The sequence below is a fragment of the Nostoc sp. NMS8 genome (genome assembly GCF_017115045.1).
GTDB lineage: Bacteria > Cyanobacteriota > Cyanobacteriia > Cyanobacteriales > Nostocaceae > Nostoc.
In genome coordinates, this window is sequence record NZ_JABXKK010000120.1 from 1 (window position 1) to 13816 (window position 13816).

At 40.7% G+C, this 13816-nt stretch carries 15 protein-coding genes; 12 read left to right on the forward strand and 3 right to left on the reverse strand.

The features are described from left to right. The coding region (locus HWQ39_RS32865) for a hypothetical protein (RefSeq protein ID WP_292854171.1) at nucleotides 1–3637 on the forward strand (3637 nt) is incomplete at its 5' end. Nucleotides 3638–3943: 306 nt separating this feature from the next. Here the strand turns inward: HWQ39_RS32865 and HWQ39_RS32870 are convergent. Both HWQ39_RS32870 and HWQ39_RS32875 read right to left on the reverse strand, forming a co-directional pair. Further along, a complete protein-coding gene (locus HWQ39_RS32870) occupies nucleotides 3944–4933 on the reverse strand; it encodes a hypothetical protein (RefSeq protein WP_292854173.1) in 990 nt (329 codons plus the stop codon). Nucleotides 4934–5195: 262 nt separating this feature from the next. After that, nucleotides 5196–5384 carry a helix-turn-helix transcriptional regulator gene (locus tag HWQ39_RS32875; protein WP_228043115.1) on the reverse strand — a complete coding sequence of 63 codons (189 nt, stop codon included), beginning with the start codon at nucleotides 5382–5384 and terminating at the stop codon, nucleotides 5196–5198. A 175-nt stretch (nucleotides 5385–5559) separates the two neighbouring features. Here HWQ39_RS32875 and HWQ39_RS32880 point away from each other — a divergent pair, with 175 nt between their 5' ends. The 6 genes from HWQ39_RS32880 to HWQ39_RS32905 all read left to right on the forward strand — a co-directional run bounded on the left by HWQ39_RS32880 (nucleotide 5560) and on the right by HWQ39_RS32905 (nucleotide 8693). Further along, nucleotides 5560–6369, forward strand: a complete 810-nt coding sequence (locus HWQ39_RS32880) for a hypothetical protein (RefSeq protein WP_292854177.1) — start codon at nucleotides 5560–5562, stop codon at nucleotides 6367–6369. 95 nt (nucleotides 6370–6464) lie between these two features. Continuing rightward, nucleotides 6465–6791: a hypothetical protein gene (locus HWQ39_RS32885; RefSeq protein ID WP_292854179.1), complete on the forward strand. Its 327-nt coding sequence runs from the start codon at nucleotides 6465–6467 to the stop codon at nucleotides 6789–6791. Beyond that, entirely contained in the window at nucleotides 6784–6981 is a 198-nt protein-coding gene (locus tag HWQ39_RS32890) for a hypothetical protein (protein WP_292854181.1), read from the forward strand. The genes HWQ39_RS32885 and HWQ39_RS32890 overlap by 8 nt, the downstream gene beginning before the upstream one ends. 24 nt (nucleotides 6982–7005) lie before the next feature. Beyond that, nucleotides 7006–7464 (forward strand): DUF1392 domain-containing protein, encoded by a 459-nt coding sequence (locus tag HWQ39_RS32895; RefSeq protein ID WP_292854183.1) that lies wholly within the window; start codon nucleotides 7006–7008, stop codon nucleotides 7462–7464. 135 nt (nucleotides 7465–7599) lie between these two features. Next, nucleotides 7600–8058 (forward strand): hypothetical protein, encoded by a 459-nt coding sequence (locus tag HWQ39_RS32900; RefSeq protein ID WP_292854185.1) that lies wholly within the window; start codon nucleotides 7600–7602, stop codon nucleotides 8056–8058. Nucleotides 8059–8087: 29 nt separating this feature from the next. Next, entirely contained in the window at nucleotides 8088–8693 is a 606-nt protein-coding gene (locus HWQ39_RS32905; protein WP_292854187.1) for an MT-A70 family methyltransferase, read from the forward strand. Nucleotides 8694–8758: 65 nt separating this feature from the next. Here HWQ39_RS32905 and HWQ39_RS32910 read toward each other — a convergent pair whose 3' ends face one another. Beyond that, a complete protein-coding gene (locus HWQ39_RS32910; RefSeq protein ID WP_292854189.1) occupies nucleotides 8759–9718 on the reverse strand; it encodes a cytosolic protein in 960 nt (319 codons plus the stop codon). 40 nt (nucleotides 9719–9758) lie between these two features. Here HWQ39_RS32910 and HWQ39_RS32915 point away from each other — a divergent pair, with 40 nt between their 5' ends. The 5 genes from HWQ39_RS32915 to HWQ39_RS32935 all read left to right on the forward strand — a co-directional run bounded on the left by HWQ39_RS32915 (nucleotide 9759) and on the right by HWQ39_RS32935 (nucleotide 13816). After that, nucleotides 9759–10559, forward strand: a complete 801-nt coding sequence (locus HWQ39_RS32915) for a DUF5131 family protein (RefSeq protein WP_292854191.1) — start codon at nucleotides 9759–9761, stop codon at nucleotides 10557–10559. A 65-nt stretch (nucleotides 10560–10624) separates the two neighbouring features. Then, nucleotides 10625–12067 carry a hypothetical protein gene (locus tag HWQ39_RS32920; RefSeq protein WP_292854193.1) on the forward strand — a complete coding sequence of 481 codons (1443 nt, stop codon included), beginning with the start codon at nucleotides 10625–10627 and terminating at the stop codon, nucleotides 12065–12067. Nucleotides 12068–12069: 2 nt separating this feature from the next. After that, nucleotides 12070–12741: a DnaB-like helicase N-terminal domain-containing protein gene (locus HWQ39_RS32925; protein WP_292854194.1), complete on the forward strand. Its 672-nt coding sequence runs from the start codon at nucleotides 12070–12072 to the stop codon at nucleotides 12739–12741. Continuing rightward, nucleotides 12660–13112: a DNA cytosine methyltransferase gene (locus tag HWQ39_RS32930; protein WP_292854196.1), complete on the forward strand. Its 453-nt coding sequence runs from the start codon at nucleotides 12660–12662 to the stop codon at nucleotides 13110–13112. The genes HWQ39_RS32925 and HWQ39_RS32930 overlap by 82 nt, the downstream gene beginning before the upstream one ends. A gap of 209 nt (nucleotides 13113–13321) precedes the next feature. After that, nucleotides 13322–13816 carry a transposase domain-containing protein gene (locus HWQ39_RS32935; protein ID WP_292854198.1) on the forward strand — a complete coding sequence of 165 codons (495 nt, stop codon included), beginning with the start codon at nucleotides 13322–13324 and terminating at the stop codon, nucleotides 13814–13816.

Consider the following 13816-nt stretch of genomic DNA (forward strand, 5'->3'; position numbering starts at 1 on the left):
GAAACTGGTTTGCAAACTGCTGCTACTGTACCTCATAAACCTGCAATCTGCTGTAAGTTTACGAGGAGTTTCAGTACCCCTTCAGATTACTGTCCCTGATGGAGGAGAAGATGCAAGAATTTCCTGGACTGGAGGTTTTGAACAAACAGATTATCTACCTTCTAGATTTTGCATCTTTCAGGCTAAAGCTACCGATCCAAAAAAAGCAGGTTGGAAGAAAGAGGTTTGGACAAAAGATAGCAAGAAAACAGGAGCCATACCAAAGCTAAATGAAGCAGTTGCGAAGGTTATTGCCGAAAATGGCTCTTACATTGGTTTTACTAATGCTGTGTTGATTGGCTCTAAGTACGATGAACGAATTGACGGAATCAAGCAAGGTATTCGAGAAGCAGGATCTGATCCTGATCAATTGAAAGCTGTTGACATTTATGATGCAAATAAGATAGCTGATTGGGTATCACAACATCCTGCGATCGCCATCTGGCTTAATGAAAAGCAATCTGGGCTTAGTTTAAAAAGCCTTCAAACAGTTGAAACATGGGGACGGAAAGCTGAAATTATATCAATTTTGCAAGTAGAAGACAAAGCAAGCCGTTTTTTTATTGGAAGCGAAAGTAGTATTAATAATTCCCTTACTTTCGATAAAGTAAAAGAACGAATTGGAGATTTCCTAGCTGATTCTCAAAAATCGATCAGAATTATTGGTTCATCAGGTGTAGGGAAAACTCGGTTTATATATGAGGTATTGAGGGATGAAACTACAACAGCGAAGATTGCATTAACAACATCTGCTATTTATTGTGACTTTAGGGACATTGGCAGTCAGATATTTCAAATAGCTCAGGGCATTGCTGAGTCCCAAAATTCTGCTCTCATAATTGTAGATGAATGTCCACGCGATACTGCTGTTAAATTTTGTGAAATTATCACAGGTAAAGGTAGCAACCTCAAAGTTATTACAATTGGTAATGATAACCAACCTATTGAAAAGGATAACTGCCTTAATATTTCTGTTACTCCTGCTGATGATAATCTTATTGAGGGCATTATTCGACAAAGATATCCAAATGCTGATTACTCAGATGTTAACTTTATTAAAAATATAAGTGCTGGTTATCCACGTATTGCAGTATTAGCTACGAATAATTATTCAGAGGGATTACCAATTCTCAAGTCCATTGAAGATGTTGTAGAACGTATTCTTTCAAGTTGTTACATAAATAGACCAGAACAAGTTCGAGCAATTGAGTGTCTTGCATTATTCAAACAACTAGGTGCAGATAAAAATGTTAGTGATGAAATTGACTTTGTTGCTGAAAAATTAGCCAGGCAAACTGGTGATGAAATGTATGAACATTTAGCTTTCGCGGCAAAACAAAATCTTATAGATTACCGTAATCCCTATTTTGCACTTAAACTCCAGCCTATAGTAGCATTTTTGGGAACAAGGCGATTAGATTTACTCCGAGCAAAAACCATCATTGATTTTATAGAAAACGCTTCTCCATTACTACGTAAATCTTTTTTAAGCCAATGGTGCTATTTTAGTGATTCAAAAACAGCTGCTACAGTCGCTCAACAGCTTTTAGCAAGAGATGCTTGGTGCGGTTCGTTAGAGAAGTTGAAAACAGATATTGGCTCTCAGTGTTTAAATGCCATAGTGCATATCGAGCCTGATAGCGTGGCTGATACTATCCGTTATTTATATAAAGACTTGCCTATAGATAAATTAAAGGAAGCAGTAACCTGCAAGCAAGAATTTGTACAAGTTTTGTCAATATTGGTTTTTCGTAGAAGTTCGTTTTACATAGCTGGGTTAATGCTCATGCGATTTGCTGCACTTGAAAATCAATCTTCTTCAAGTAAGGTATATAGCCGATTCAAACAGCTTTTTCAATTATATTTAAGTGGAACAGAAGCTGAACCCTCTGAAAGATTTGCAATACTTGATCAAGGAATATCATCTGGCGATGAAAGAATTATTTTAGTCTGTATTGAAGTATTGAAAAATACTCTTAGGCAAGATTATTTCTCCGGTTTAAGCATTTCTAATTACATTGGTAATCAACCTCCTCTTAAAGATTGGATACCAAAAAATTGGGCTGAAGTTTTTGATTTTAATAGAGAAGGTCTTCAAAGGCTGTACCATATACGTTACCAATATAAACAATTTGCTAACAAATGTGAAAAGATTATTGCCAACTCAATCCGTTCACTCCTTTGCGAATATCTTTTTGATGAAATTGAGAATATTTTACTTAAAATTAGTAAGGAAAAACAAGTTTGGCTTGAGGCTATTGAAGGAGTTGGCGATTGGTTATATTATGATAGAAATCAGGAGCCAGAAGAGTTTTCACAAAAAGTTAGAAAGCTTTATGACAAACTTATGCCGACCGAACCAATACAGCAGGCTCTCCTCTTTACAAAATTCTGGACAGCAGATATTAATGATCCTGATCTAAGCTACGAAAAGGATAATATATTAACCCAAGATTTTGAATATTCGTCTAGAAAAGCAGAGGAAATTGCTGCTGAAATTGCGAAAGACAAACAGCTTACATATCGTGCTATTGAAATAATGGTTAGAGAAGAACTGAATAATGTGTTCCCGTTCACTCATGAGTTAGCTATGAGATTGGAAGATCCTGTAGAAGCTTTTCAATTTGCAGTGAACGAATTTGAGGCATCTAGCGACCGAAAGGGAATACAGTTTATTCGCGGATTAATTGCTGGTATTGATAAAAAAGACACTCAATCTTCAAGTAAATGCATTGATATCGCTTTAAAATCTGATGCTCTCAAAGATCAGATGGTAAATATATACACTGCCGTTAACATCTCTGTTAAGAGATTGAATGAAATTGTTGAGAGTGTAAAACAGGGAAGTATTCCTGTAACAGGATGTGTGTATTTATCCTATGGGCAGGGATTGCACAACCTTAGTGCCGAAGAAATCCTTCCTTTTATTGATGAGCTAGCATTTAATCACGGGTCAGAAGGTATGTGGACATCTCTCGAAATTATTTCCACATACCAACACCATAGGAAGGATCTTGACAAGGAACTCGCCAAACGGATTAAACAACTAATTACTTCACAACAACTTCTTGAAAAAGCAAAGGCAGCTAGGAGAGATGGTAATCTGTTTGAGTGGCTTATTCTCTTAATTAAAAAATATTATGCTATTGAAGATGAATTTGCAATTGGCTTAAGCAATCAAGTTATAAGACTATGCCAAGTTGAAGACTACCAAATTTTTTCTGCATTAGATGACTCTTGCCGAAATATCATTAGATTGTTAGTTAAAGAAAAACCGAGTTTAATTTGGGATGCTTTATCACGTTTCTTTGAGACTGCAACTCCATCAGAGATATCTTTCTTAAAAGCTCTTGTTGAGCCAGAGCAACACTTCTTTGATGGAAAGTCTCACAATAAAGAAGGTATACTATTCGGTGTTTCTAATAACGAATGTAAAAGATGGGCTAAAGTTAATCCAGAAATACGTGTACCGTTCCTATGCATTTTTTATCCTATGGTTGAAATAGACGAAACAGGTCATAATAGATGGCATCCAGCGTTAGAAAGCTTGACTCATAAATTTGGTGCTTTTGAAGAATTTCATTTCGCCTTGCCTTAGAACGTCGCATACATCCCAGTTCATGGTCAGGGTCTATAATTCCATACCTTGAAACTTATTTAATTCCCCTACAAACATGGTTTAAACATCCAGTAATAGAAATGTCTGTTTGGGCAAGAGAGATGTATCTTTCATTGGAAAGACGAATAACTAGAACACGTAATCGAGGAGAATGATTTTTATAAGATTACTCACCTTTTTTAATTGGACTTAAAAAATAAAAATAAAAATATTTTGTATTAGTTATTTTACTAAAATATTACAATAAGTTCCTTACATTAGTTTTTACATTTTATATTTTCTCTATTAGTTTCTAATTTCTGACTCCAGCAAACTCAACACTTTCTCTTCCAAATCCGTCAGATAAGCCCGATTCAGCTTCCCCAAAGACTCCAAAAACTTCTGCACCGACTCCTCCAGCCCACTTGAATACACCCGTGTAATGCGATCGCACACCAACCGCATCTGCTCACACTCGGCAGGCAAGTAATCGTAAGACTTCAGGTGCTGCAACCCAACAGCGTACTCGCCATTCCAGGTTTTGACAGTGCAGCTGAATTCGCCCACATGGTTAACGATACCCCAACAGCCACCTTTGCCTCTCAGTTCGGGATTGTCCTTTGCAAGGATTTGGCAGACTTCGCCAATTTGGTAGGTGTTGGGTACTTTCGTCCTTTCCATGATGCGCTGTACAACATCTTTGACAATTCTACCAGTTGGCACTTTACCGCCAGCAACTTGCACTGCCTGCTGCCATGCAGTGCGCTGGACTTCTGGCTCTAGGGCAACCAAGGGGCGTACTTGACGTTCGTTTGTCGGCAGTATTTGTAAACCAATGGTTGACATTTCGACATTTTGTAAACCAATGGTTGACATTTTTGGAGGTTGTAAACCATCTGTGGTTATTTCCGCATTCTGTAAACCAATGGTTGACAAATTCTCCATAACTGTCGCGGCAGCAATTTTATAGGTTGCTGCCATTCGTGTATAACCAAACCGTGAACGGCAATACTCCTCAAAGGTTTTGTGCGTGGAACGATATAATCTGCGATCGCGGAGTTCCATCAAAGCCTTCCCCGCTTCAAAAAACGCCCGCTCCACTTTCCTCTCCAGGAGTAAGCGATCGCTAATTTCCTGCTCGGTTAACTCTGGAACTTCGACAGCAGTAACCGTAATTGTTGCTGAACCTGGGTCTTCTTGCTGGGAGATATCTTCAAGGTCTTGATCGTCTGAGGGTGTGCTATCCCTGGATGTGGCAGAGGTGGCTTTTTTGCGATTAGAAGGTGCTTTATTCACAAGGCCACTTTTTCTAACTCAGTGGTATTTGCTCAGAGTTGATTACAAATAAATTTTGGCTGTAGTGTTCAACTGCGATTGTATTAAACGCAATTGTCTTTGATAAGTGCTTCAAACGTCCTTGTATCTACCCACTTAAAGTCATACTAAGCAGCCGATAAGTGGTTAGACAGGAAAGGAAAAAAGTAGATGTGATTGCTTTTACAGCATAAAGGGCAACAAAGAAAGCAAGTTAATAGTTTGACCAGTGATCATTTTTGTTTTACTGGTTAAACAATTGTGCAAGCTCTTCAATTGATAGTCGGGTGATTTGACATAATTTTGCTGTCTGCATCGGAGTAAGTCGTGGCAAATTAACTCCTCGCTCCCAGTTAGAAACAGTTTGATCTGTTACTCCTACCACTTCAGCAATTTGCCTCTGGGTTAATCCCAAAGACTCTCTTAACTTCATAAATGGATGCTCCGAACTCATCTATACAAAATTCTACTACAAAAGTAAACCTACAAAAGCAAAACTACAAATCAACTTGACAACTACAAATGAACTTGATTTAATAGAGATAGAGAAAGCGCCTGGACTGGTAATCTGAAGCGCTTCTCTAGTCCTATTGAAGAACCTACTAATTATGACTCACGCCCTTTACACAACACAACAGCTGCAACTGAAATCGATTGCCCGTCTCAAGCAAATCTACAGCGAAATCGCCTGCACAGTCGAAGTAAACGACAAACGCTGCAAGGATGCATGGATTAGTGCGATCGCTGATTATCAGTCAAGCAAGATTCAGAAACTCACCCCTGCTGCCCCCGACAACCAAGCCCTCGCCCAAGCCGAACTCGACAGTTACATCGCTGACCAAGCCCAAGCCCTAGCTCCCGAACCCCTCACAATAGCCGAAATCTCGTTTGACCATCACGAATATTACGCTGATGACAAACTGATAGCCAGCATCAGCCATGACGACAACCATTTAACGCAACGCTGGGTAGTCATGATCAACGACAAAGAAGTATTTCGTGCCAACACTCTAATGCGTTGCGATCGCTTCATCTGCACTCACTACAAAGATGGTTCATTACCTGTGCAGGAAAAAGAAGCAACACCCCTCACGACCGAAAACCAAATCATGGCGCATATCTTCAATGAGTGCCAAAATTATGGGTTTGAAATTCTCGACGATGGCATTTACAACAACGGCGTGAAACTGGGGCAAGTCGGATGCACTGATGGTAACTGGTGGGTGAAGAGGCGTTATTCAGTCCAGCAGCAGTATTCTAACTCGGTGCTTGATGCTGTGCGCTCATTATCGATGGTGGACGTGTCTACTGATGGTAAATCCATTTTTGATGAATACTTTTTATACCAACCGTTAGAACAGCTAACTGGCGATAAATTGCAACGGTTACTGGAGAGAACGGAGTTAGTCACAGCGTAAAGAGGCAGGGGGGCAGAGAGGAAAGAATTTGTACAAATCTCTCCTCTGCTCCTCTGCTCAAGAGCTTCATTTTCCCTTCATTCACCTATTCATCTATGCAACCTACAATCTCAATCCCTCAACACTGGGGCTACCCTCGCTTTGCTTTAGATCAGCGTACAAACCAGGGCATTATCCTGGGACTTTATTACTATCCAAATGGTACAGAACTGGCTAGTGAATTTAATGAAGGATGGCGTTATGTGCTGATGCCTAATAAAAACTCTGACGAAATATCGTATTTGCAAGAGGATCAAATTCAGCCGCTCTCTCCAGAGGAATTGTTCACGCAAATTACAACAGAGATTGACTTTTACCAACAGCAAATAGCAATCCGGCAACAACAGTTAGCAGCCATCGCTGGAGGTGCAAGTAATGGCTAAGACGGCTGACAATTATGTGGAGCGTACTTCTGCTAGATTACTGCACTCTCTAAGTCGCTCTGGTGGTTCTATTCCTTTGCACCGCATTCAGTTCTCAGAAACCATTATTCAATATTTGCTTGATAAAAAACGGGTACAAGTGCAAAACACTGGATGCGGTTTTTTGTTGGAGATTGCCAAGGAGTTTTAGGTTATTAATCCCAGAGGAAAAAGCATGATTGACTACGTTAACGCCCTGAAAACCAGTTGGTATATCTCCCCACCTTGGGGTCAAACAATTCCACCTATTGAGGTGAATTTACTGGAAAGAGTTTACCTGAAAACCACGAGAACATTTGGTTACTGTTCTGGTGTGCAATGGAAACATGAGTGTTGGCTTTATACAGTTATTTGTGGTGATGAAATTGTTCACGCTACAGAACATCAAATCATTGGGACTGGTGAATTAGAAGCTCTCACGGTGCAAAAACCTGCTTTCGTTTTAGGGCAGAAAGTAATCCTATGTTCTTATGGTGATGACACAAAGCAACGGCTGATTTTAGGAGTTGTACTTGTGGATAAGTTTTGGTTTTACCTTGTCGAATTGGTATCGCCAACATTGGCTGAAACACCAACCATACTTAATCGCTTTTCGTTGGTTGGTGAAAAAAATTTGGTGTGCGTAAATGCCTAATTCTCTCTAATCAACAACAAATTATCACCCAACTAAAGTTATGTCACAAATCGAAGTAGCTCAAATCAGCGATTGCCGCTCAATCAGTAACAATCGCCACACAAAAACACTCATTGTATCTCTAGAGTAACAACAATGAAAGCCATAGTTACAGTTGTTGAAAAAATCACATCTGAAGCTCACATTAATATTCCTGACGGTTTAGCAGTAACAGCAATTAGCCAGCACATTGTAGACCGCTACAACAGTGGCGAAATGCTAACTGAGATGAACATTTTCCACGTTGATTTTGAATCTATTAGCGCTCACATTGGTTCAAAAAACAATATTACTTGGCATCAAGGAGATACTTCTTGTGCAACCCGTCAGTATTACTTTTGCAAACTCGGAAGATTTAGTATAACTTTATTAACTGATATCGAGCAAAACTTAACTCGTACAGAAGTTTACTTTGGGCATCACAAACAACTTATTTATATATCAGAAAAAGAGATATCCAAAGAATTGGCAACAGTTGAACTCCAAAATTTCTTAAGCGGATTAGCTGTTGAACTTCAGACTTTAAGCCACATTGAATTTTCAGAACAAGTTTGAAATTAACATTGAAAATAACAAGGTTAAACATGAGACTAACAACATTAGAAGGTCAATACCAGTGCATTGTGATTGACCCTCCCTGGTTCTATCGGCTGAGAAATCAGGATAAAACTCACCGAAACCGCATTAACTACAAGCCAATGCACATAGAAGAAATACTGTCATTGCCTGTTCCAGACTTAAGCCATCCCACGGGGTCAGTTCTTTGGCTTTGGTACACAAATAATCACATGGTAGAAGCTGCTCAATGCTTAGAAAGATGGAAATTTGAACTCAAGACTATTTTGACTTGGGAAAAAGTCACCAAAGATGGCACTAAAACACATCTAGGTGTTGGTCATTGGCTGCGAAACTCGACCGAACATTGCGCTTTGGCTGTTCGTGGGAATGTGAAAGCTTTTGCTGGACGGACACTCACAAACCAGTCAAGCATTTTACACTCACCCCGGCGTGAGCATTCACGTAAGCCCGAACAGTTTTTTGAACTTGTAGAAAAGCTGTGTCCTGATATGACCAAGCTGGAGATGTTCGCACGTTCGTCTAAAGTTGGCTGGGATTGTTGGGGTGATGAGGCTCTGAAGTTTGATCAGCCTGTTGAGGATCGTGATGGAGATACTTCGTTAAGTGCTTAATTAGAGCTAATTTAAGCACTTAAAGTTTACTGAACCTAAAAAACTAAATATTAAATTCTTCAATGCTAATTTTCTGGCGGATTGTCAGTTGTAGAGGACTGGTATATTTGACGCAATTCATCGACTGTAGTTGCTGTTTTTATCCCATTTCTCACTGCTCTTAATAGTTCAACGTCTTCCAACGATGAAATTTCTGGCACTAGGTTTAATGATTCAGGGCCAAACTTGAGTTCCAAGCCTAATTTTATTGCTTCTACCAATTCTTCCATTCGGGCAATTCGCTCAAATGATGTCACGTACTGCATACGTTGTTCTGCCTCTAATTGTTCTACTTCCCGTTGAAATTCTCGCTCTAAATCTAATGGTAGCGTCAACATCCAGTCAATAAAAGCCAAAAGGTTAACAACAGCCTCGCGTTCAAACCCTTGCTCATACAACCGACGCACTAAATTCAGTTTTGATTGTTTCCTTTGCGACCTATTACTGCGGGTTTGCACTGCTGCCAAGTGAGCCATTACCACCGTAGCAAAGGGGTTACGACTGGCTTCTAGCTCCGACAACCTTTGCTGATAGTCTAGCAGCTTGATCACAGGAAACTGAAAATTAACTGTGCAGCCAAATAATTCATAACCAAATTGATTTGGTCGCCAGTTTATATTCTCATCTCCCAGTACCGCGCATGATGCAACTGAACGGTTATAACGGTCAAAAATCCGATAGTTGTATACAAACATACGTTTCGGGAAATCGCTTTCTTCCTGGCTTTGGACTTCGACATGGATCAATAGCCAAGATTCTTCACCCTCGATACGGTAAATTTTCACCAATTTATCAATCAGTCGCTTTCCTAATTCCGCATCACGGACTACTTGCTGTAGCTCCTGATCTAGAAACTCAAAACCTCTACTCCAATCAATTTCACTGTGTGCTTGGGGAAAAAAGAACAACATGAAGTCTTGAAAATACAACTGTAGTATTTGCTTCCAAGGAGAATCGTATTCAGTAAAAGGTGTTTTATTAGCCATTTTCAAATGTATTGTCTAATTTCAAATTGCAGAGGTGTTTATGCCAACAAACATAGAATGGACAGACCAAACAGATAATATCATCCGTGTCAAAGGAGGCGGTTGGTGGTGTCATAAGAAAAGTGAGGGTTGTGCAAATTGTTATGCAGATAAATTAAATAAAAACTCTTTTTTTGGCGGAAACAAGCAACCCTACTCGGGACTTCCACCCGAACTAGTGTTAGATACAGAAGCTATTCGGAAATGGGGATTCCAAACAAAACCTAAGAAGCATTTCGTTTCTTCAATGACTGATGTTTTCGGTGAATGGGTTCCGCGTTTTTGGCAACATGAAATGTTGGACGGAATGTTCGTTACTCCCAATCAAATATTTCAGATTCTCACCAAACGCCCAGAAATTATGCTGTTGTCTATGGATGAATGGCTTTCTTGTCATGGACTAGACAAGTTACCTTTAAATATTTGGTCAGGAACTTCGATTGAGAATCGCCGCACTTTAGAAGAACGTAGTCAATTTCTTGCTCAAATTCCGGCTTTAATTCGGTTCTGGTCAGTTGAGCCGTTGCTAGAAGATTTGGGCGATATTACTCAATACTTGAATGACGTTCAATTAGTAATCGTTGGTGGTGAATCTGGCCCAAATTCCAGACCATGCCACATTGAATGGATTAATTCAATTGTCCAACAATGCCAACAATCGAAAACACCCGTATTTGTGAAGCAGTTGGGGGCGAATGCGAAATTTGGGGGACAGCAATTTAAAACCCGCGACAGAAAAGGGGGAGACATTGAAGAGTTTCCCCTTCATCTGCAAGTTAGACAATTTCCCTTTGATGCGTGAATAAAGCAAAACCCCCGCCTGTAGCGCAGTGCGGGGGAAAACCAAACCCTTTGAGGTCTATAGATATGAGTTTAACAGAAAAAATACAAAGTGATGGCTCTAGCTACGGTAGAAGAAAACGCCATATTTATATCGATAGTAAGCTGGATGATTTACCACTAACAATGGAGGCATTTCGAGTTTACTCTCATCTCTGCCGTCGAGCCGATTGTGATAATAACGCCTTCCCTTCATACAAATCTATCGGTGAAGCCTGTTTTCATGGTTCTTTCCCTGGTTCCTCAACTGAAACTTTAAGGCAAAAAGCGATCGCAGCAGTCAGCGAACTGGTTTCGTGGAACTTAATCACTAAAACATCCATTACCAAGTGTAATGGCTCAGTATCTTCTAACCAGTATCAACTCACAGATTTTGATGACTGGTTTGTTTTTCCTACTAAACAATCAAGTTTAATCAGAGGAAAAAATAGCGGTAGTAGTGGAGGAATACTAGGGGTGGTATTGGGGGGAAACCAGGGTAGTAATGGGGGAATACCAGGGGTAGTAGTCGGGGAAGACCAGGGTAGTAGTCGGGGAATACCCAAAGTATATCCAGTTAAAGATTATCCAATTGAAGTCTATCCACTCAAGGATGCGCCCCTGGCTTCGCCACCCGCGCCCCCCACCCAAGAATGTGTGTGTGAAAAAGAAGAACTTGATTTGACAACGGAAGAAATTGAACTCGAAGAACCAACCCCACAACAACCCACTTCTCTACGAGACGCTACGCGAACGTTGTTAAAAAATCCAGAGTCTTTGCAACAAACCGATAACACCTCAAGAGGGTCAACTATTGCATCGGGGTCGTTCGACAAATCCGAACAATCGAATAAGCCGCAACTAACCTGTCCCTACAAGACAGCCCGGAACGTGAAAGAACTGATTGATGCCTGGCTAACAGACCCGACTGCTATGAGCGATGATTCTGTACCACTGCTTGTCAGAGAAACAATCAAGTGGAATTGCTGGGTTTTACCTTGGCGCAATGGAGAGCGAAAGCTGAATAACTTGTACCAGAACTTCAACCCCATAGTTGTTGATTTTCTGGCTGCTGAATTAGCCACGAAGTCTAAACTCTCGGCACAACAGGAAATAAATCATGCGATCGCAGTCATGAACACCTGGGAGAAAACCAAAGGTGGGTGGACGAACCTAATGCAGCGTTATCAGCAAGCATTGCAAACAGAAAAACAGCCCCTACCTCAACTGCATACTGTTACGACGAAAATACCAAGCAACACCATTATCATCACGCTCGAAGATGCTTTGGCACAAGACCATAAGCGCCGTACTCTTGAGCAATCCATTCGGGTTCCATCCAATAACTATCAACACAGCCCACAAATGCTGGAGCTAAAAGCGAAACTTCAAGCCAAAGCAAATGAGCCAAAAGTTCCGAGCAACACCAGAATATCTTCCATTAATTTGCGAGAAGTTGAAGCGCAGTTAAAATTAGCACTTAGAGCATGACTATGTACAGCAATCAAGACAATGTAGTTTCTTTTACACCTGACCGAAATCAAGTCAACTTGCCTCCACAAAATATCGAAGCTGAAGAAGCTATTTTGGGCGGGATTATGCTTGACCCAGAAGCGATGACTAGAATCAGCGATCGCCTAATAACCCAAGCCTTCTACATCAGCGCCCACAAAGATATTTATCAAGCCGCAGTCCAACTTCATGCTACATATCAACCCACAGATTTACTAAGCGTCACCGCATGGTTGGCTGACCACAATTTGCTCAATCGCATTGGTGGTAGAAACAAGTTGGCGACTCTGGTAGACCGCACTGTATCCGCCGTCAACATCGATGCTTTGGCCGATCTGGTGATGGAAAAATACCGACGGCGACAGTTAATCAAAGCAGGGAACGAAGTTGTCAAACTCGCTTACGAAACAGAGACTGAACTACCACTTGTACTAAACCTTGCTGAGGCAGAAATCTTTGGTGTTACTCAAAATCAAAGCGATGAACGCTGTAAGGTTTTCTCAGCACAAGACATGGGCTTTGAACTTTTTCAAAAGCTGGAGATGGGCAATATGACAGGGCAGAAGGTAGGGTGGTACGACCTCGAAAATATCACCGGTGGCATTTATCCCATATCAAAAAAGCGAAATCCAAAAAGACATCGCCAAAATTAGATGTCTGCAAAAATTTTGATGACACAAAATTAAAACCAGTTCTTCCAGATCATGCACCGATCGCTGTAGTACTTTTCGCTGGTGGCGGCGGGATTGAAACTGGGATGGTGCAAGCGGGTATTCGCCCAGTTATCGCAGTCGAGTTTGACCCAAGCAAATCAGAACTGAGCCGGGCGATACCTTCGGCACACTTCGTGAACGCCAAAACTCATCATCACAACTTCAGCGAATATGGCTGTAAAATAATCCAGTTAACAGTTCAAGAAGTAGCGCAGTTAGGATTTCTAGGTTTTCCTCACCGCTCCGATTACCTCCACGCCTCCCCAGTATGCGCCAACTTCAGCCAAGCCCACACAGCCGAATGGCACTAAGAAAAGCTCTAAGCTATGCCCCGTAATCATTACAGTCATTTATGCTATTAAGCAGTCAAGGAGTAGCTGCGATCGCTATTTTTTGTAGTGCTGTGAAATGGAGGCGGCAACGGTACAGGGTTGTCGAAAAAATTTTTAGGTAGAAAAAGCTTACTCGTTCGTGAAATACTTATCGACGATACGAGCAAGCCAACATCATAAATACTACTGTGACACTACGAGTACAAATTCTCAAGGATAAATTTAATTCATCTTTGGGATTACCTTTTAAAGAACTGTTACCAACAAGTGTAATTGAGCAGGCACTCTTGGAGCTAAAAACTAGATACTATAGGCGATTATTTGATCCAATAGTAACCCTTTGGGCATTTCTATCTCAGGTTTTGGATACTGACAAAACTTGCCATAATGCCGTGAGTAAAATAATTGCCCATTTGGTAGAGGAAGACGTAGAAATCCCTTCAAATGATACAAGTGCTTACTGCCAAGCACGGTCGAGATTGTCGGAAAAATTACTGGAGAAACTTTTCAATTACTCAGCACAAAATCTAGACGAAAAAATGACAGAAGAACATTTATGGTGTGGTCGCAATGTGAAAGTGATAGATGGTTCAACTGTGTCCATGCCTGACACTGTAGAGAATCAGGAAATTAAACTCAACGAATCGGTCACCCGACCCGTTGGTCTTCAGAACCGGACATGA